The sequence below is a fragment of the Caulobacter sp. X genome, assembly GCF_002742635.1.
GTDB lineage: Bacteria > Pseudomonadota > Alphaproteobacteria > Caulobacterales > Caulobacteraceae > Caulobacter.
The window spans coordinates 62,219-81,818 of the sequence record NZ_PEGF01000003.1 but is presented as its reverse complement, the minus strand read 5'-3'; the positions used below and the strand labels follow the sequence as shown (position 1 = coordinate 81,818).

General features: G+C 64.4%; 13 protein-coding genes and 2 pseudogenes. 9 read left to right on the top strand and 6 right to left on the bottom strand.

The features are described 5' to 3' along the window. Positions 1-96: 96 nt before the first annotated feature. Entirely contained in the window at positions 97-1,731 is a 1,635-nt protein-coding gene (locus CSW60_RS22220) for a tryptophan halogenase family protein (RefSeq protein WP_369801048.1), read from the top strand. Here the strand turns inward: CSW60_RS22220 and CSW60_RS22215 are convergent. Both CSW60_RS22215 and CSW60_RS22210 read right to left on the bottom strand, forming a co-directional pair. Further along, a complete protein-coding gene (locus CSW60_RS22215; RefSeq protein WP_201723117.1) occupies positions 1,714-3,255 on the bottom strand; it encodes a tryptophan halogenase family protein in 1,542 nt (513 codons plus the stop codon). The genes CSW60_RS22220 and CSW60_RS22215 overlap by 18 nt on opposite strands. A gap of 69 nt (positions 3,256-3,324) precedes the next feature. After that, positions 3,325-3,888 carry a hypothetical protein gene (locus CSW60_RS22210; protein ID WP_143324246.1) on the bottom strand — a complete coding sequence of 188 codons (564 nt, stop codon included), beginning with the start codon at positions 3,886-3,888 and terminating at the stop codon, positions 3,325-3,327. A gap of 129 nt (positions 3,889-4,017) precedes the next feature. Here CSW60_RS22210 and CSW60_RS22205 point away from each other — a divergent pair, with 129 nt between their 5' ends. The 3 genes and pseudogenes from CSW60_RS22205 to CSW60_RS22195 all read left to right on the top strand — a co-directional run bounded on the left by CSW60_RS22205 (position 4,018) and on the right by CSW60_RS22195 (position 8,074). Beyond that, the gene (locus CSW60_RS22205) at positions 4,018-6,321 is read left to right on the top strand and encodes a beta-galactosidase (RefSeq protein WP_201723116.1); all 2,304 of its coding nucleotides are present in this window, start codon (positions 4,018-4,020) and stop codon (positions 6,319-6,321) included. Between the two features lie 289 nt (positions 6,322-6,610). Further along, positions 6,611-6,961 (top strand): annotated as a pseudogene (locus CSW60_RS22200) (bifunctional 4-hydroxy-2-oxoglutarate aldolase/2-dehydro-3-deoxy-phosphogluconate aldolase); the annotation flags it as partial. Positions 6,962-6,967: 6 nt separating this feature from the next. Beyond that, the gene (locus CSW60_RS22195; RefSeq protein ID WP_099539265.1) at positions 6,968-8,074 is read left to right on the top strand and encodes a sugar kinase; all 1,107 of its coding nucleotides are present in this window, start codon (positions 6,968-6,970) and stop codon (positions 8,072-8,074) included. A 276-nt stretch (positions 8,075-8,350) separates the two neighbouring features. On the opposite strand, the pseudogene CSW60_RS22190 reads toward CSW60_RS22195, so the two are convergent. Together CSW60_RS22190 and CSW60_RS22185 are read right to left on the bottom strand one after the other, a co-directional pair. Beyond that, a pseudogene (locus CSW60_RS22190) lies at positions 8,351-9,402 on the bottom strand (IS3 family transposase); the annotation flags it as partial. A 111-nt stretch (positions 9,403-9,513) separates the two neighbouring features. Continuing rightward, positions 9,514-10,356 (bottom strand): SMP-30/gluconolactonase/LRE family protein, encoded by an 843-nt coding sequence (locus CSW60_RS22185; RefSeq protein ID WP_099539264.1) that lies wholly within the window; start codon positions 10,354-10,356, stop codon positions 9,514-9,516. 102 nt (positions 10,357-10,458) lie between these two features. On the opposite strand from CSW60_RS22185, the gene CSW60_RS22180 reads away from it, so the two are divergent. Both CSW60_RS22180 and CSW60_RS22175 read left to right on the top strand, forming a co-directional pair. Next, complete coding sequence (locus CSW60_RS22180) at positions 10,459-12,396, top strand: CRTAC1 family protein (protein ID WP_161495676.1); 1,938 nt, start codon at positions 10,459-10,461, stop codon at positions 12,394-12,396. Further along, positions 12,393-14,714 (top strand): alkaline phosphatase D family protein, encoded by a 2,322-nt coding sequence (locus CSW60_RS22175; RefSeq protein WP_099539262.1) that lies wholly within the window; start codon positions 12,393-12,395, stop codon positions 14,712-14,714. Before CSW60_RS22180 ends, CSW60_RS22175 begins: the two co-directional genes overlap by 4 nt. Here the strand turns inward: CSW60_RS22175 and CSW60_RS22170 are convergent. After that, a complete protein-coding gene (locus tag CSW60_RS22170; protein WP_099539261.1) occupies positions 14,698-15,540 on the bottom strand; it encodes an IclR family transcriptional regulator in 843 nt (280 codons plus the stop codon). The genes CSW60_RS22175 and CSW60_RS22170 overlap by 17 nt on opposite strands. Beyond that, the gene (locus CSW60_RS22165; protein WP_161495675.1) at positions 15,518-16,291 is read right to left on the bottom strand and encodes an enoyl-CoA hydratase/isomerase family protein; all 774 of its coding nucleotides are present in this window, start codon (positions 16,289-16,291) and stop codon (positions 15,518-15,520) included. Before CSW60_RS22165 ends, CSW60_RS22170 begins: the two co-directional genes overlap by 23 nt. A gap of 277 nt (positions 16,292-16,568) precedes the next feature. Here CSW60_RS22165 and CSW60_RS22160 point away from each other — a divergent pair, with 277 nt between their 5' ends. The 3 genes from CSW60_RS22160 to CSW60_RS22150 are packed head-to-tail and all read left to right on the top strand — an operon-like array spanning position 16,569 to position 19,590. Beyond that, the gene (locus CSW60_RS22160; protein WP_099539259.1) at positions 16,569-17,738 is read left to right on the top strand and encodes a CaiB/BaiF CoA-transferase family protein; all 1,170 of its coding nucleotides are present in this window, start codon (positions 16,569-16,571) and stop codon (positions 17,736-17,738) included. Beyond that, positions 17,735-18,859, top strand: coding sequence for an extracellular solute-binding protein (locus CSW60_RS22155; RefSeq protein ID WP_099539258.1), 1,125 nt, complete (start codon positions 17,735-17,737; stop codon positions 18,857-18,859). The genes CSW60_RS22160 and CSW60_RS22155 overlap by 4 nt, the downstream gene beginning before the upstream one ends. Continuing rightward, complete coding sequence (locus CSW60_RS22150) at positions 18,856-19,590, top strand: SDR family NAD(P)-dependent oxidoreductase (RefSeq protein WP_099539257.1); 735 nt, start codon at positions 18,856-18,858, stop codon at positions 19,588-19,590. Before CSW60_RS22155 ends, CSW60_RS22150 begins: the two co-directional genes overlap by 4 nt. Positions 19,591-19,600 lie beyond the last annotated feature (10 nt).

The following is a 19,600-nucleotide window of genomic DNA, read 5'->3' as shown; positions in this document are numbered from 1 at the left end:
CGGTTGCGATCCTGATCTACTTGATGGCCGCGCGCCGCAGATCCTCAGTGATTTGCGGCGCGTTGCTGCTTATTAGCGGCGCCGCAGCGTCGTGACGTGATTAGCGTCCTTAAACGCGGAGGTCATTCCCACGTGAGGCCCGAACATTTCCTCATTCTGGGCGGTGGAACGGCTGGGTGGATGGCCGCCCTCCTATTCGAGCGGGCGTTTCCGGGGAGCCAGATAACGCTGGTGGAGTCCTCGGAAGTCGGCACAATCGGTGTGGGGGAGGGCTCAACGCCGGCCCTCAAGGCCTTCTTCGGCGCCCTGGGAATTTCCGAGGCCGACTGGATGCCGCGCTGCAACGCGACCTACAAGTCGGGCATCCGTTTCACCGGATGGTCAGGAGCGCCCGGCTTTGAGGGTTACTTCCACCCCTTTCTGACTCACTTCGATCGCGATCACATCAAGGCGCTGGAGCACAACTCAAAGCTTCGTCGCGCTGGGGTGGATGTTCATGCCCACCCTGATCTCTTTTGCTACTCCTATTATTTGGCCGACCGCAGGCTTTGTCCCGCCACACCGCGCTCCTTCCCGTTTTCCGTACAGTACGGCTATCACTTCAGCGCGGGTCTGCTTGCCGCCTACCTCAGGGAGGTGGCGCTGGCGCGCGGAGTGGTTTGCCACGATGCGCGGATTTCCAGTGTCGACCAGGACGCCGACGGCGACGTCACCCACGTCACGACAAACGACGGCCAGGTCTTGGCGGCCGACTTCTTTGTCGATTGCAGCGGCTTTGCTTCGGTCATCGCCAAGAAGGCATTGGGCGCAGGGTGGCGCTCCTACGGCGACGCCCTCTTCAACGACACGGCCGTCACCATCGCAACGCCCCGTGAACCGATCCTTTCCAGCCAGACGACCTCGACGGCCTTGCGGCATGGGTGGGCCTGGCGCATCCCCCAACAGGATCGGGTCGGCAACGGTTATGTCTTCAGTTCGAAATACTGTTCGCCCGAGGACGCCGAGCGAGAACTTCGCGCGCACCTTGGTCTAGGCCCAGAGGACGGGGAAGCGCGCACGGTGCCGTTCAAGTCCGGGCGACTGGAGACGTTCTGGAACCGCAATACGCTGGCGGTGGGCCTTTCACAGGGCTTTCTAGAGCCGTTGGAAGCCACGGCCCTTGCCTTGGTTCAACTCACCTTGGTCCGGTTCGTGAAAGCGTTTGGCGAGGGGGGCGGCGCCAACGCTCAGGCTCATCTGTTCAATCAAGAGATCGCCGCGGCGTTTGACGGGGTGAAGGACTACATCCACACCCACTTCATCACCTCAGATCGGCGGGATACCCCCTACTGGCGCGACTGCGCCGCGAACGGAGCCGCGGTTTCGCCGCGCCTGCGGGCGGTTCTGGAAACTTGGTTCGCCGGCGGCGATCTCGCCGAAACCTTGAACGCCGTCGGGCTGGATCGGCACTACAAGCTCAATTCCTGGCTCTACATCCTCTCGGGCATGGGCGTCTATCCGCCGCACGAAAGCTTGCGGCCGCCTCGCGCAGAAGAGTTGCAGGCCGTGCCCCTGGACAGTATTCGCGGCTTCTTTGAGTGCTGCAGCCTCAATCATGTCGAGCAGGCCAGAGCCCTTGAGAACCTGGCCGCGGGTCAGCCGCCGATGGCGGGCATGGCGGGCGGCATGACCCAAGCCGAGGCCATGGCGTCGTTGCTGGGCCTTGGCTTTGCGTCATCCGGCCACCGGTGACGGATCCGTCTGAAGGCGCAGCTGCTGAAGGTATTGGCCGTGACTGTGCGGCAGGCTGCTGGTCTCGATATCAACGGCCCGCCCGACGTTCTCGAGAAACTGGAGCAAGCTTGACGCTCGCTGCGGCGAGGTCGCCAAACCTTTGTAGTCAACCTGAAACTTCTGACCGATCAGCACCTGAAACCAGCTGTCGTGCCCGAAGAGGGCCTCGTCTGGCAGCGCGATCCAGCCGGTCCGCGCAAAAGACTCTAGCTTGTCTTCGAGCGTGGTCGGCCGGCGCGCCGCGCGCATGGACGACCAGAAGCCGTCTTCGCTTCGCTGATTGACCACGTAATGCGCCATGAGGAAATCGCGGATTTCCTCCGTTTCGGCCCGCCAGGCCGCATTGAAGCGTTCGCGAACAACGGGGCTGAGCTCGCCGCCCCTCAGGGCCTCTTCCAGGCGTAAGGCGTACTTGTAGATCAGGTGAATACTGGTCGATTCCAGGGGTTCCAGGAATCCCGCCGACAGGCCTATCGCAATACAATTGGCGTGCCATGGGGCGGACAGCCGGCCCGTCGCAAATTCGATCTTGCGTGGCTGGCCGATGAGTTCGCCTTCGACCTGATCGCGCAAAAGCGTTTCGGCCTGATCGTCATTCATGAAGTCCGAACAGTAGACATTGCCGTTGCCGGTTCTGTCCTGGAGCTGGATTTCCCACCGCCAACCGGCGCGATGCGCGACAGAGCGGGTGTAGGGCCGCGGCTCGGTGTGCCGACGGCTTTGAACGGCGATGGCCCGGTCGCAAGGTAAATAGGCGCGCCAGTCATCGAAGCGGCCGCCTAGGGCTTTGCGGCTGAGAAATCCGTAGAGACCCGAACAATCGACAAACAGATCAGCGTCAAGTCGACCGCTGTCGCTCGTCGTCAGGGCCACAATTCCGGTCTCATCGGTTTCGACGCCCGCCACTTGCAACGAGAGATGTCGAGCGCCATCGGCCATCGCCTTTTCGCGGAGCAGGCGGGCCAGCAGCGATGCGTCGAAATGGAGCGCGTAGCTCAGCTCGCACAGAGGGAAGTATTGATGGTCCAGCGCGTCGGCCGGTCGTGATCTCACCCGGCCGAAGCGACCCTTGCGCGCCGCGGCCACCGCTGGAACGAACGGCCCCAAATCCCGGCTCGTGAAGTAGTTGGCCGCCGCCGCCCAGGCGTTGAAGAACTCGAGTTCACCAAGCGGCGCGCCCATCGAGCCGAAGCCATGCATGTAGCGATCGCCCGGCACGGACCAGCCTTCGAACTCGATCCCATACTTGAAGGTCGCGCCGGCTCTGGAGACAAGCTCGCGATCGTCAATGCCGACATGACGCAACAGATCGTAGATCGTGGGTATGCTGGCCTCACCGACGCCGATCGTGGGTATCTCGGCGGTGTCGACAACGACGACATCGAGCCCGAGCGACCGAGCATTTCGGGCCAGGATCGATCCGCAAACCCATCCGGCCGTTCCGCCGCCGAGTATGATGATCCTCTTAGCGCGAGGCCCCATCACAGTCCCCCCGTCCCATATCGTCTCAAAGCGGTCAGGCCTTGGGCGCAGAGCGCGAACTGCATCGGATCACCACGAACCAAGGCGCACGGCGCAGGGCAATTGACCTGGTCCGTCTTGCTCGTCACGCACCGTCACCAGGAACGGCCCCAGGTCGATCTTCTGTTTCTCGCCGGCCAAGTGCAGAGTCACTTTCCCCGCCTTGTTGGCCAGATCGATCTTGGAGACGCCCTCGACGCAGTAAAATCGCGCCTCCTGATCAAGCTTCACCCGCGCGATGATCGCCGTGTCGTACGGCGCCTCGATGCGACCGACGTTTGCATTGAGCCAGACGGGGCCGTCATCCGAGGCCGCTCGCGCGAAAAAGCCGAGCGTGACGATCTTTCCCTTCCCGATCGCCTTGATCGGTTGGCTGACGGCCGCGGCGTCCCAGAAATTGCTACCCTTCTTCAGGACGTCCGCCTCGATCATCGTCCCGCCAGGAACGCCTTCGGCGGGAACCTTCTTCAGCTTCACGCCGCCGTAAAAGTCCCAGTTCGGCTTTTCCATATCGCTTATGACGGTCTCTTGCGCGGCAGCGACGCCAGCGCATCCCGCCAAAACCAATGTCACTAGCGTCCGCAATAGCCCCATAACCATCCTCCCTACGAGCCGCCCTGGTCACCGCCGAGCCGCTTCGTTGTCACCATAGTAAATTGTCGACAGTTGGCAATAAACGGGCTAGCCCAAGAAAATTTTCGAGGTTGGGGAGTGATCGCGGCAATGACCAACACCCGTAGAGGCGTGATCGGGGGCGTTTTGGCGGCCCCCTTGCTTACCCAGCCGATGTCCGCCTTCGCCCAGGCCGCGGCGAGCGGGACGGCCCGGTTTCTCCAGACCTTTGATGAGCCGGATGTGCCCGGATCGATGTCCGGCGTAAACGCGCGCCTTTCGCTTACGCCCTGGAAGGGAGGCACGGCCCTTCAAATTGACCTTGAGGGCGCGGACCACGTCTATGCGAGCGCGCGCTACAAACCTTCAAGCCCGATCGACCTTTCTCAGGGGCAGGTCGCCGGACTCATCCTGGATATGTTCAATCCCGGCGATGAATCGATTCAGGTGAGCGTGAATTTGTCTGACGTCCATGGGCGGGTCGCGACGCGCTCAGCCCTTATCCCCGCGCGCGGCGGCGGTTCCTACTATTACGAAGTCGCGGGCCCCGATGTCTCAATCGACACCGGTCTTCGCGACACGCCCCAAGATTGGCGGATCCCGGCGACGAAAATGACCTGGATGTGGGGCGAGCGGAAGCTCGACCGCAAGACTATCGCAGAGTTGACTGTCGTCACCACCAGCATGCCTCGCGACCGGCGACTGCTCATCGACAATATTCGCGTGATTTCCGATCCTCCCAGGAATGAGGCCTATTTGTCGGGGATCATCGACCCCTTTGGCCAAGCGGTGAATCGCGACTTCGCTGAAAAGGTCACGAGCGAGGTAGACCTCCAGCAAAGGGCTGTCACCGAGCTTGACACCCTCAGGAACAGCTTCTTGCCAGGGCGTTCGAAGTGGCAGGGATGGAAGGATGGTCCCCGCTTGAAGGCGACCGGTTACTTCCGGACAGAGAAAGTGGGCCGCAAATGGTGGCTCGTAGATCCGGACGGCTATCTGTTCTTCGCAACCGGGATCGCCAATATTCGACTGGCCAATACCACGACCCTCACCGGTTACGATTTTCGGCCGGGGACCAGTCCGGCGCGTGAAAACAACGATACGACGCCGTCGGATTCCCTGGCGCCCAAGCGCGCCTCGGATGTGAACCTGGCGGGCCGTTTCGTGACGAGTGAACTTCGCAGCAAGATGTTCACTTGGTTGCCGCGCTACGATGACCCCTTGGGCGATCACTATAGCTACGTTCACGAACTCCATTCTGGCCCGCAGAAATCGGGCGAGGCTTTCAGCTTTTACAGTGCGAACCTTGAGCGCAAGTATGGCGACAAGGGCAATGCCAGCTATCTCGATGATTGGCGAGCCGTCACTAAGGCGCGCATGGTCGACTGGGGTTTCACGAGCTATGGCAACTGGCTCGACCCGTCGTTCTACGCCGAGCCCAAGATCCCCTATTTCGCCAATGGCTGGATCATCGGCCCGTTCAAGACCGTGAGCAGCGGCGACGACTATTGGGGCCGACTGCCCGATCCCTTCGATCCCGTCTTCGCGGACCGCGCGCGCGTCACGGCCAGACAAATCGCGACCGAGGTCATGGGCAGTCCGTGGTGCGTCGGGGTCTTTATCGACAACGAAAAAAGCTGGGGTCGCCCGGAATCGATAGAGCAGCAGTTCGGCATCGTCATCAACACGATGAAGCGGAGCGACAAGGACAGCCCGACAAAGGCCGTCTGGTCCAAAATCCTGCGCTCCAAATTTGGCGCCATTGAAAAGCTGAATGTGGCTTGGGGGACCGACATCAAGTCGTGGGGCGCCCTACAGAGCGGCGTTACATTGACGGACCACAATATGAGGAAACAAGCCGACTACGCCGTTCTTATGGACGTCTATGTCAGTGAGTATTTCAAGGTCGTCAAAGCCTCGCTTAAAGAGGTTCTGCCCAATCACCTCTATATGGGCGCGCGTTTCGCCACTTGGGGCATGACGCCCGAAGTTCGCAAAGCCGCCGCGAAATATGTCGATGTCATGAGCTACAACGAGTACCGCGAGGTGCCCCACAAGGCGAGTTGGCAGATTTTGGCTGAGGTCGATAAGCCCAGTATTATTGGTGAATTCCACATGGGTGCGGTCGATGCGGGGACTTTCCACCCTGGTCTGGTGTTCTCGGCGGACCAGAAGGACCGGGCTCGACAATACAAACAATATATGGACGCCGTAATCGCCAATGATTTTTGGGTCGGCGCTCATTGGTTCCAATATACAGATTCCCCGCTGACCGGTCGCACCTACGACGGTGAAAACTATAACGTCGGTTTCGTAACCAACGCCGACATTCCCTATCAGCCGCTTGTAGACGCCGCCCGCGAAATCAACCGCTCACTTTACACAAAGCGTATTGGCGCGACGGATGGCGATTGACCCGCGCTCTAGATGCATATGGCCAGCCAAAACGCCGCTCGTAGCTAGGGCACGGCAGCAGCGGTCGCCAATCATCGACTCCATGAAGTGTGACGACCGAGCCGCGGAGGTTCCACATAACGCAGCGGTTCAGTCGTCGTCACCGCACAGCCTTGCAACCGAATCTGGCGCAGCGCCGCTTCGGAAGCTGCCCCCGCTCACGCCCGAGAAGGGTCGGGAACGGCCGTTCGACCTGGCGCGGATTCCCGACCTTGTTCGGTCGGCATTGGGCGCTGGCACCAATGACCGCTCACGCCGCAAGATCCCGTATTCGCCGGGCTGCGGTTCGGCCTCGGAAATCTCGTACGCCGAAGAGTTGGGCTGCGAGATCGTCAAGGTGCTCCCGGGCTCGTCGGTCGGCGGCCCCGATTTCGTCAAGGCGGTGCTGGGCCCGATGCCCTGGACCCGCATCATGCCGACGGGCGGCGTCGATCCGGACGAAGCCTCGGTCAAGAAGTGGTTCGGCGCGGGCATCGTCGCTGCCGGCATGGGCTCCAAGCTGATCACGCAAGAGCTGCTGGACGCCAAGGATTACGCGGGCATCACCAAGAAGGTCCGCGAAACTGTCGACCTCATCAAAAAGGTTCGTGGGAAGGCCTAAAGACCAATGACCGATCAGATCCTCAACATCCGCCCGGCTTCGGAAACGAAGTGGGACTGCGCTTCCTTCGGTGAAGTGATGCTGCGCTTCGACCCGGGCTTTGGCCGGGTCCGCAACGCTCGCCAGTTCAACGTCTGGGAAGGCGGCGGCGAATACAACGTCGCCCGCGCTTTCAAGAAGTGCTGGGGCAAGCGCTCGACGGCCGTGACCGCCCTGCCGGTCAACGACCTGGGCTGGCTGGTCGAGGACCTGATGATGCAGGGTGGCGTCGACACCTCGCACGTCATCTGGCGCGACTTCGACGGCCTGGGCCGCAACACCCGCGTCGGCCTGAACTTCACGGAAAAGGGCTTCGGCGTTCGTCCGGCTCTGGGCTGCTCGGACCGTGGTCACTCGGCCGCCTCGCAGATCCGCCCCGGTGAAGTGAACTGGGAAAAGCTGTTCGGCGAAGAAGGCGTGCGCTGGTTCCACACCGGCGGCATCTTCGCGGCCCTGGCCTCGAACACGGCCGAAGCCGTGATCGAAGCCGTTGAGGTCGCCCGCAAGTACGGCACCGTCATCTCCTACGACCTGAACTACCGCGCCTCGCTGTGGAAGTCGCAGGGCGGCAAGGAAGGCGCTCAGAAGGTCAACCGTCACATCGCCCAGTACGTGGACGTGATGATCGGCAACGAAGAAGACTTCACCGCCTGCCTGGGCTTTGAAGTCGAAGGCCTGGACGAGCACATCAGCTCGATCGATCCGGCCAACTTCAAGAAGATGATCGAGACTGCCGTGAAGCAGTTCCCGAACTTCAAGGTCGCCGCGACCACCCTGCGCAACGCCAAGACCGCCTCGGTCAACGACTGGTCGGCGATCCTGTACGCCGGCGGCGAGTTCTACGCCTCGATGATGCGTGAGAACCTCGAGATCTACGACCGCGTCGGCGGCGGCGACGGCTTCGCCTCGGGCCTGGCCTTCGGCTTCATGGAAGGCAAGGGTCCGCAGGCCGCCGTCGAGTACGGCGCGGCTCACGGCGCCCTGGCCATGACCACCCCGGGCGACACCTCGATGGTGCGCCAGGCCGAGGTCGAGGCCGTGATGAAGGGCAAGGGCGCGCGGGTCATCCGCTAGTCTTCGGCTTCATCGGCTGGGCAACGCCGGGGCTGTATGCACTCTAGACGATCGCTTGCCGCCAGCCGCCACCTTGTGGCCATGGCCTTCGGCAGGCCGATGACCGGTTTGGCGGACCTTGCCCCAGGGGGGTGACCTGCCCCCTTCCTGATCCCGCGTTTTGATTGAGAGTCCTTGGGTTTGGTAGCTCATCTCCGTCGCTGGCGGTAGCGGACGGGCGGCGGAGCCGCTCAGGTTGCGCAGCCGTCCGGCCGCGTGGTTCAGGCGCACCGTCTCAGGCGTGAGGCCGCCGTGGGCCGAGTGCGGCCGGATGTGGTTGTAGTCGTGTCGCCAGCGCTCGATGACGACGCGAGCCTCGGCCAAGGTGGCGAAGACCTCCTCGTTCAGGCACTCGTCGCGCAGCTTGCCGTTGAAGCTCTCGACGAAGCCGTTCTGTTGCGGCTTGCCGGGCGCGATGTAATGCCAGTCGACGCCGGTGCGATTGGTCCATTCCAGCATCGCCCGGCTGGTCATCTCCGTGCCGTTGTCGCTGACGATGGTTTTGGGCCTGCCTTGCTTTCCGATCAGCACATCCAACTCGCGGGCCAGGCGATGACCGCCGATCGAGGTGTCGACCACCAAGGCCAGGGCCTCGCGTGTAAAGTCGTCGACGACGCACAAGATCCGGAAGCGCCGACCCCAAGACAGGGCATCGGCAACAAAATCCAGACTCCAGCGCTGGTTGGGTCCATCCGGCAGCGCCATAGGCGCGCGTGTGCCGGTGGCCCGTTTACGGCCCCGCCGACGGCGCACCGCCAGACCCTCTTCGCGGTAGAGCCGGAAGAGCCTCTTCTTGTTCATGCTGACGCCCTCGCGCTCAAGCAGGATGCCCAGCCGCCGATAGCCGAAGCGGCGTCGTTCCGCCGCCAGGCCCCGCAGCCGCTCGCGTACGTCCGCATCCCCCGGATCGGGCTGGCGGCGCACCGTTTTCGGATCGACCTCGACCAGCCCGCAGGCCCGCCTTTGGGAGTAGCCGCGCTGCGCCATCAGACGAAGCGCGGCCTCCCGGCGAGCCGCGGGCCCGATCAGTTTTTTCCCAAAAGGTCTTTCAGGGCCGCGACATCCAACATCGACTCCGCCAGCAGCTTCTTCAGCCGCCGGTTCTCGTCCTCCAGCGTCCTCAGCTTCTGTGCCTCCGACACCTGCATCCCGCCGTACTTGGCCTTCCACCGATAAAAGGTCTGCTCGCTGATCCCGTGCCGGCGACAAACCTCCCCTGTCGGGCTTCCGGCCTCATGCTCGCGCAGCACGCCGATGATCTGCGTCTCGTTAAACCTGCTCTTCTTCACGTCCGTCTCCTTGGGTGACGGACTCTCAATCAAAACGCGGGATCAGGAAGGGGGCAGGTCATGTTCGATGCGCCCAACCAGCTCAGCCTGTAACTCGATCACCCGACGGGCTTAAACCTTGAGCAGCGGCGTGTGAGGGCCACCGACCTTGTCGGCGTATAAATACGTGGCGCCCGCGCCTAGATCTTCGTCCAATCCGAAGGCGGCCGAAGTCACGTAGAGGTCCGTCAGATCGTGTCCGCCGAACGCAACGCAGGTGGGGCGCAGGGTCGGCAGGTGCAGGCGGTCGACGAGGTCGCCGTCCGGGCTCACCCGGATGACCGCGCCGGCATCCCAGCAGGCCGCTCGGATCATGCCCGCTCGATCGGTCACCGCGCCGTCAACGAGCAGGCCTTCCGCCGACAGGTCGCAATGCACCGTGGTGGGGCCTGTCGGCCAGCCGTCGGCGTCGCAATCCAGGCGCATGATCTGGTGGGTCAGCGTATCGGTGAAATAGGCTCTATGGCGCGCCGCGTCGAAACAGAGGGCGTTGGGGATGGTGATCCCGGGAACCAGTTGTCGCAACTCCCCGTCCCGCCAGCGATAGATGGCGCCGCAAGGGCCCTGGGCTTCAACACCCATGGTGCCGATCCAGAAGCCGCCCCAGGGGTCGCTCCGGCCGTCATTAGCCCGATTGTCCGGAATGTCGGGTTCCAACGCGGCCACATGCGAGCGGGCGCGAGTCCGAGGATCGAACAGAAACAGCGATTGAGAGTCCGCGGCCAACAACCCCTCGGCGGTGCAGGCCAGGGCCGCGACGGGCCGCTCGAAACGGTGTTCGCCTGCGCCAAGCCCGCCGCGCCAAAGCAGGGTGTTCTGCAGAATATCAACCCAGAACAGCGTATTCAGAACCGGATGCCAGACCGGAGACTCGCCAAGGGCGCAGCGGCGATCGTCGAAAACGCGGATTGTCATCAAGAGTTAGCCTGCTATCAATGTCGACAATCAACAATATGATCGACTGGGTTGGAGCGCAAAGGGCTTCTCATGAGATACCGTAGGCTCACGACGCTGATTATGTCCGCCGCTTGCCTCGCCGCGACCGGGGCTGAGGCGGGGGAGGCCAAGGCTCAAACAGCACCGCGCTTCAAGGACGTCACGGGCGAGGTCGGGCTCTCCAGTCCCAGCTCATGGAAGTATGGCGGGCCGCTGGTCGCCGACCTGGATCAGGACGGAAACCTTGATCTGGTGCTTGGCAATCACGATCGGCAACCGACAATGCTGTTTTGGGGAACCACGGACGGCAAGTTCGTCAAGGGAGAGTTCCCGGCCATCTATCCTGACGTCCATGGCCTGGCCGCCGCCGATTTCGACAACGACGGCGACCTCGACCTGCTGGTCGCCGTGGGCGGCGGCAATGGCAAGTCGCCCCGGCCGCCCGTGCTGCTGCGGCAGGAAGGGCGGCGGTTTACCGACGTGACGGCGGAAGCTGGCCTAAAGGGCGTGGGCGCGCGTGGGCGCTCGGTCCGTTGGGTCGACGTGGATGGCGATGGCGACCTGGATATCCTGTCGATCAACGCGATCCAATTGCCCGGAGAGACCGGGCCCAGAAGCTTCTTCTTCGAAAATCTAGGCGATGGCCGGTTCGCCTACCACAAGACGTCTGACGCGTTCGAAATCAATGACGCCGAAAGGGCGCTGCAGACCGACATCGATGGCGACGGTCGCCCCGACTTCATCACGTTCTCGCCCCTGTCTGTCTGGAAGAACCTAGGGAATTTCCAGTTTCGCGATGTGTCCGCCGAGGTTCTGCCAGCCGGCTTGCAGCATGCGCCGTTCGTCACCGCCGCGAGCGAAGCCGACATCGACGGCGATGGCGACTTCGACATCTATTTGGCGCGCGGCAAAGTCTATTATGAGATCGCCAACAACGCCGTTTCCTTCTCCCCGATAACGGGGCGGCTGGATCTGCGCGACGAGGGCAACAAGAGCCAGGACTGGATCGAATTCACCGCGCCGGGCGACGTCGTGTTGCGGGATTTCTGGCACTTCCCAAGAGCCCCCAACACCGTGCTCCCCGTCTATCTGGGCGCTGGCATGGTCAGGGTCGACACGCCGGTTGAGCCGCTGAGCGTCGCCCCAAGGCAGGCCGAGGGTTTACCCACCGCGCTCGACAAGGACGGTTGGTTCCTCAGCTATCTAGGAGAGGGGCGCTGGCGCCTCGCCTGGAATCTTTCGGGGGATCTGGCCTGGGACTTGCGCGCCTCGGTGACGGGTCTGAGCGCGATCCAGCCGCGCTGGACGCCCAATGTGCTGGGTGTGCGCGACATCCTGCTGCGCAACGACGGAGGCAAGTTCACCGACATTTCGACCCAGCTGCCGGCCGGGGCGTCCGACAACAATTGGGGCGTCGCCAGTGGCGATTTCGACAATGATGGCCGTATCGATTTCTTCGTCAACCGCTTCGGCGAACTACGCCAACGCATTCCCGACCTGCTCTTCCGCAATCTGGGTGGGGGGCGCTTCGAGAACGTTCCCGTGCCTTCCGCCACCACCGACACGGGCGACAGCCACGGCGACATGAGCGCAGCCTTCGATCAGAACGGGGACGGCTGGCTCGATGTCCTCACCGGCGACGACGACAACGGCCACTGGCGGCTCTATCGCAATCTGGGCTCGGGCCCGTCAGCGCGGAACTGGAGCGAGATCAAAGTTCTGCGCTCTCCGGTCAGCGGGATCGATGCGCAGGGCGCGCTCGTCGTGCTGAAGACCCCGCTGGGTCAGCAGCGCCGGCGCGTCGCGTCGTCGGGCGAGGTCCATACCCAGTCGATCCTAAATCCGGTGCATTTCGGACTTGGCGCGGCCACCAAGATCGAGCGCGTCACCGTCACCTGGCGTGACGGCTCGACCCAGGTGCTGCGGGCGGTCAGGCCCGGTTCCATCTTGACGGTGGGCGTTGCGGCGCGCCCCGACCACCTCGCCGGAAATGACTTTCGATCGAAGAGCCGGCCATGAGCCGTGGTCTGACTCGTCGAGACGGCCTTAAGTTGACCCTTTCCGGCCTCGGGGTCGGTGCGGCCAGCCGCGCGCAGGCGTCTGTGCGGGGGCAGTGGCGGGCCCCCTGGGCGGATCGGTTTGATCGCGTCTGGCTGGGCGGCGACGTCTGGGCCAATCCGATGGAGGACTGGCGGATCGAGGACGGCATGGCGTGCTGTGGCTCGTCCGGAGGCAATCGCAGCGTCCATTCGCTCGTGCACCAGATCGACCGCCAGGTCGGCGAGTTCGAGATCCGAGCGCGCGTAGTGAGGACAGGCGGCGCAAAAGTCGGCGGCGCGGCGATCCGGCTCGGCGCGCGCAGCGACATCGGCGACTATCGCAGCAACTGCTTTGTCGAGCATGGCTACGACGCCGGGGTGCTCGCCGACTGTATGGTGCTGGGGGGACTGTCGCTGCCCGTCGATCCGGCGGCGACCGCGACGCCTTGCGACTTCCTGCTCACCGCCAAGCCCCGGGCCGGCCGGCTGGCGATTAGCTTCGTCGTCAAGTCCGCGGCCAGCGGCAAGATCCTCGGCGCGTTGGAGGATGTGGTCGAGCTCGAACGGATCGCCGGCAATGTGGCGCTGGTCAGCAACTTCTCGGTGACGTCCGACGGCATAGGGGGCGACGCGAACTCGCTGTACGCTTTTTCCGACTGGACGATAGCGGGGCTCGACCTCAATCCCAAGCGCCGGTTCGGCCCCATTCTATGGGCCATGTACACGCTGGGTCAGACTCGGGGCGAGGAGGGCAGTGTCCTCAAACTCAGCGTGATCACCGGTCCGATGGGCGAGGCCGATAGCCCCGAGGTCGAACTCGAGGTCCTGCGCGACGGCCGCTGGCTGCCGATGGGCGCGGCGACCTTGGACCGCGAGGCCTGGGTGGCGACATTCCGGCTGCCCGACTGGGATGCCGGGTCGGCGGCGCCGTTCCGGCTGACCTATCGTGAGAGACTGCGGTCCGGCGGTGAGCGCGTGGACCGGTTCACCGGCATAGTGCGTGCCGAGCCCCGCGGCCGGCCGCTGCGCATGGCCGCGCTTACCTGTCAGAACGACTACGCCTTTCCCTACGCGCCGGTCGCCGACAATGTCGTCAAGCTGGACCCGGACCTCGTGCTGTTCTCGGGCGATCAGATTTACGAGAACCACGGCGGCTTTGGCCTGGTGCGGAGCCCGGACGATCGGGCGATCCACAACTACCTGCGCAAGTTCTACCAGTTCGGCTGGGCGTTCCGGGATGCGATGCGCGACCGGCCCACGATCTGCCTGCCGGACGACCACGACGTCCTGCAGGGCAACATCTGGGGTGAGGCCGGGGCGCAGATGTCCGCCGCCGCGGTCGCGACTGGCCGCAGCGACATGGCGGGCGGCTATATCGAGCCGGCCAGGGTGGTGAACGCGATCCATCGAACCAACGTCTCGCACCTGCCCGATCCCGTCGACCCCGTCCCGGTTTTGCAGGGGATCAGCACCTATCACACCGAGCTGCTGTTCGGCGGCGTGAGCTTCGCCATCCTGGCCGACCGGATGTGGAAGTCCGGTCCAGAACGCCTGGGGATCGTCGTGGGGGAGACCGGCAAGGACGAGACGCCGACCTTCGTCAACCCGGCCCTCGATCGCGCTGATCTGCAGCTTCTCGGCGACCGGCAGGAGCGCTTCCTGGCGCAATGGGCCGAGGACTGGCGCGGCCATGCGCTGAAGGCGGTGCTCAGTCAGACCGTGTTTGCCGGCATCGCCACGCACCAGCCGACGCCCGACAACTATCTGAAATACGATTTCGACAGCAGCGGCTGGCCGCGCAGCGGACGCGACCGGGCCGTGCGGCTGATGCGCTCGGCCGCCGCGCTGCACATCTGCGGAGACACCCACCTGGGCAGCCTGTCGCAGTACGGCGTCGATCGGCAACGCGACGCCAACTGGGCGTTCTGCACGCCGGCGATCGCCGCTGGCTGGCCGCGGTGGTGGAACCCGGATCGCGCCGGGCTGCCGGTCGGCAACCGCCCCAGCCATCACCTGGCCGACACGGGCGAATATCGCGACAGCTTCGGCAACCCCATCTACGTCTACGCCGTGGGGAATCCCGACATCGGCACGGACTCGAACCGCTATCTCAAGGCCCATCAGAAGGGCAGCGGGTTCGGCTTCGTCGAATTCGACGCCGCCGCCAAGCGCTATGCGGTCCACGCCTACCGGTTCCTGGCCGACCTGCGTGAACCGTCAGCCGGGCAGCAATTCCCAGGTTGGCCGGTGATCATTCAGCAGGATGAAAACAAAGGCCTGGTCAATCGCCTGGCGTAATCGGCGCGCCCTCGCGCGCGCCGAGCTTGCGCGACAGCATCTCGGCGCCGAACTTCAACTCGCGCAGCGCCTCCTCGATCCCGACGCGCTGAGGGCTCTGGCCGATATAGCCCATGGTCAGAGCCGCCACGACACCGCGGTGGTCGAATACCGGGGCGCTGAGGTTGCGCACCCCTTGGACCAGTGTGCTGTCGCGCAGCTCGTGGCCTTGGCGTCGAACGCGTTCGATCCGTTCAAGCCAGTCGTTGCGCTCTGTCGGTAGGAAGCCGCCCAACTGCCGCTCCCGCCGATCATCGCTGACGAAGGCGAGAATGACGACGCCGGAGCTGGTTTCGCGCACGGGGATGGCCGCGCCGGTGCGGACCGCATAGCCGGCATGTCGGGGGGAGGGCTCGGAGGCCAGCACCAGCACATTCTGGCCCGAGAGGATCGCCAGATGGCACGACTGTTCGGTGCGGTAGGCGATCGACTCGAGGATCGGCATGGCGCGCCGCACGAGCTGCCCGGCCGGGGCGTTCGTGCTGGCCAACTGGAAAAGCCTTAGCGTCAGGACATAGCGGTCCGTGTCTGGGTTTTTTTCCAGATAGCCGCGCTCGGAAAGATAGATGACGATCCGGTAGATTTCGCTGATCGTCCGGCCCGCTTCCCGCGCGATCTGCGCGATGGTCAGGCCCCGGGACGCGTCGGCCAGGATCTCGAAAATGTCCAGGGCCTTGGCCAGGGCCGGCACGACCATGGCCTTGCCTTCGGGGGGCGGCGCGCTCGCGCTTTCAGGAAGGCCGGTGTCTAGCGGGGCCTCGCGCTCATGCGGCGGGGTTTTGCGCATTGGCGAAAAGCCTTTCGAACTCGCGCTGCGTGAAGCACAGCGTCATGAGTTGCTTCTCTATGCGCAAGCCCTCGGCCACGGAATGGCTCATGGCGTGCCGTACCGCCGACTTGATAGACTGGGTGGCGAAGGCGTCGAACCCGGTGATCCGTTCGGCGTACTCCAGGGCGACGTCGACTTCGCGTCCAGCCTCGACCAGGCACTCAATGATGCCCAGCGACTTGGCCTCCTCGGCGTCGACGCGATCGCCGGTGAGCAGAATCCGCATGGTCTGCCCGTAGCCCACCAGGCGCGTCAGGTGCTGAGCCGCCCCGCCGGCCCCCGTCCAGCCCAGGGTCACTTCGGGCGCGCCGAACACCGCGGTTTGCGAAGCGACACGAATGTCGCAGGCGAGCGCGATTTCAAGTCCGCCGCCCAAGGCCCAGCCTTTGATGGCGGCGATACAGGGCTTCTGGATCGACAGCAGATGATGGGTGTAGTCGTCGGTCGCGGTCCACGCCATGAAGTCCGCGAAGTCGGCGAAGTTTCCGGTGTCCGAACCGGCGCAGAACGCCTTTTCGCCGGCGCCGCGAATGACAACGGCGCGGATGCGGTCGTCGCGGTTCACCTGTCCGCAGATCCGCGCGATGTCGTCATACATGCTGAGCGTCAACGCGTTGTGCTTGGAGGGCCTGTTCAGAACGATCTGAGCGATCCCCGCCTCGACCTGCAGATCAACAGTGCCCGAGGCGCTGACTTCGCGAGCCTGCAAGATTTCCTCCCTAGAATCGAGTTGCGTGTAGGCCGCCGGCTAAATCACCGCGTTCTCTTGAGTGGGAGTAATTTCCATATGTGGCGGAAAGTCCATGCTTAGGGGGCGATTTGAGGCGAGGTTTGGACCCTAAGCTTCCATCAGTGAAAGTGAGCATCCTTCTGCGGAAGCTGGCAGGCTCTTTTATCGGTCAATTGTTGACAATGAGTGATCTGGGGAACATGAGGTTGGAAACGGACGCTAACGTCGTCCCAGCGTCCAGGCCTCGGGGAGAGCTGTGCAGAAGCCGCGAAAACTACTGGATGGACTTCTCGTCCTGGATTTGGCGCTCTTCCTGGCCGGGCCCTACGCGGCGTTAAGGCTGCAAGACCTCGGCGCAAGGGTCATCAAGATCGAGCGGCCGGACGGCGGCGACCCTTGTCGCGACCTCTATAAGACCGACGGTCAGACGGTCTCGACGCTGTTCCACGCCATCAACCGTGGCAAGGAAAGCCTGGCGATCGACTTGAAGGCCAAGGCGGGGCGGGATGCCTTTCTGGCCCTGGTCGCCAAGGCCGATGTGGTGATCCAGAATTTCCGCCCCGGCGTCGCCGAACGGCTTGGCCTGGGCTACGAAGACCTGTGCAAGATCAATCCGGGTCTCGTCTACGCCAGCATCTCCGGCTACGGGCCGGAGGGCGAGTGGGCGCATCTGCCTGGGCAGGACCTGCTGGCGCAGGCCCGGTCGGGCATCATGTGGCTGACCGGTAACGCCGACCAGCCGCCCGTCCCGACGGGTCTGGCGATGGCCGACATCTACACCGGCGCCAACGCCACCCAGGCCGTGCTGGCCGCGCTGGTGGCCAAGGGGCAAACGGGCATGGGCGCGCTGGTCGAAACCAGCCTGCTGGAATCGATGATCGACATGCAGTTCGAGATGCTCACCGAGTATCTCAATGGCGGCCGCCAGGCGCCGCAGCGCTCCAGCATCGCCAACGCCAACGTCAATGCGCCGCCGCCTTACGGGGTCTACCAGACGCGCGACGGGTGGCTGGCCTTGGCCATGAACCCGTTGCGCAAGCTGGCCGAGGTGCTGGAGTTGCCGGGCCTGGAGCCGTTCTTCCCGCCGCGTCGCCTGTCCACGGCGGAGCGCGACGACGCCAAGCGGCTGATCGCCGAACAGGTCGCGACCCGGACTACGGCCGCTTGGCTGAGCGTCATGGAGCCGGAGGGGATCTGGTGCGCGCCCGTGCTCGACTGGGAGGCCATGCTGCAGGAGCCGGCGGTGCGTCGCCTGGATCAGTTCGGCAGCTTCGAGAGCACCACGGGGCTGGCCGTTCAGACGACCCGTCCGCCGATGCGGATCGACGGTCAGCGCCCGTCGACCGACCGGCCGGCGCCAGATCTGGGGGCGAACAACCTCGCCCTCAGCCAAGAGTTCGGCTTGGCGCTTGAGGCCGTCTCGTGACCGCCTTGCGAGGCGTTACCTGGGATCACGAGCGGGGCTATGATCCGCTGGTGGCCACCGCGGCGCTCTGGGCCGAGCAGACCGGGGTCAAGGTCACCTGGGAGAAGCGCTCGCTGCAGGCCTTCGCCGATGTTCCCATCGCGCGCCTAGCCGAGACCTTCGACCTGATCGTCATCGACCACCCACACGTCGGCCAGTTGGCCCGTGACGGCTCGGTCACCGCCTTGCCCGACCCCGAGCCGCGGCTTGAGCCCACGGTCGGCGCTTCGGCCGAGAGCTATGTCTGGGAAGGCCAGCGCTACGCCTACGCCATCGACGCGGCGTGCCAGATGTACGCCCGCCGCGCGGGTTCGCCGACGCCGTTGATCCGCACCTGGGACGACCTGCTGGGCGAGGACGCAAAGCGGTTTCGCGCCGTCACGCCCCTGAAGCCGGTCGACGCCTTTGACGCCCTGCTGACCTTCGCCGCCAGCCTGGGCGCGCCTGTGCCTTCGGACGGCGCGGCCTTTATCGAGCGTGGCGTCACCGAGCGGGGACTGGCGGTCCTGAAGGCGATGTTCAGGCTTGGGCCGGCGGAGGCGGTCGACTGGAATCCGATCCACGTGCTCGAAATCCTGTCGTCGGATCAGGCTGAATTCGACCAGTCGCCGTGCCTGTTTGGCTATGTCAACTACGCCCGGGAAGGCTTTCGCACCCGGCTGCTCGAATACGCCGACTTGCCGGTGTTTGCCGGCGTCGGCCAGCGCGCCGGTATCCTCGGCGGCGCGGGGATCGCGGTCTCGGCGTCGAGCGCCCACCGCGACGCCGCCATCACCCATGCGGCCTGGCTGGCCTCGGTCGGCGTCCAGGCCGGAGCCTACCTGGCCAATAACGGTCAGCCCGCCGCAACGGGGGCGTGGGACGCCGCCCAGGCGAGGGGCGAGGCGACGGGCTTTTTTGCAGGCGGGCGCGCGACGATCGACGCGGCCTGGACCCGTCCGAGAGACGAGTGGTTCCTCGGCTTTGTCGACGATGTCTGCGAACTGATGCCGAACTTCTTCCTGAAAGACATCCCGACGTCGACGTTCGCAGACACGCTCGACGCGCTTTACCAACACCATCGCCAGGCAGGGCGCGCATGACCAAGATTGCTTTGATCACCGGCGGCAACAAGGGCTTGGGGCTGGCGCAGTCCCAACTGTTCCTCGAGGACGGCTATCGCGTCGTGGTGGTGGGCCGTACGCTCGGCGACTTTGAGACGCTTGGGAGCCAGTTCGGCGACGCCGCCAGGTTCTGCGAGGCGGATCTGGCCACGGCCGACGCCGACGAGGTAATGGCGCGCGCGACTGGCGTGTTCGGCGCGCCGGACGTGCTGATCAACAATGCCGGCCGCCACCTGAAGAAGCCGGCCTGGGAGGTCGCTCCCGATGAGTTCGACGCGGTGGTTAATCTGAACCTGAAAGCGATGTTCGGTCTGAGCGCCGCCTTCATCCGCCTTCGCAAGGACGTCGGCGGGGGCGCCATCGTCAACATCTCGTCGATGGCCGGCTTGATCGCCCTGCCCAGCGCCGCCGCCTATGTCACGACCAAGACCGCCGTGGTCGGCTTGACGCGCAGTGTCGCAGTCGACGCCGCGGCGTTCGGCATGCGCTGCAACGCGGTGTGCCCCGGCTTCATCGAAACCGACATGACCCGCGCCGTGCTGGCCAAGGATCCCGACCGTCGCCGCAAGATCGAGGGCCGGATCCCGACTGGAAAGTTCGGCACGGCCCAGGACGTGGCGCAGGCGTGCCTGTTCCTGGCCGGCGAGCGCTCGGCCTACATCAACGGCGTGGCCCTTCCGGTCGACGCCGGCTTCTCCATCGGCTTTTAGGAAGGCCCGC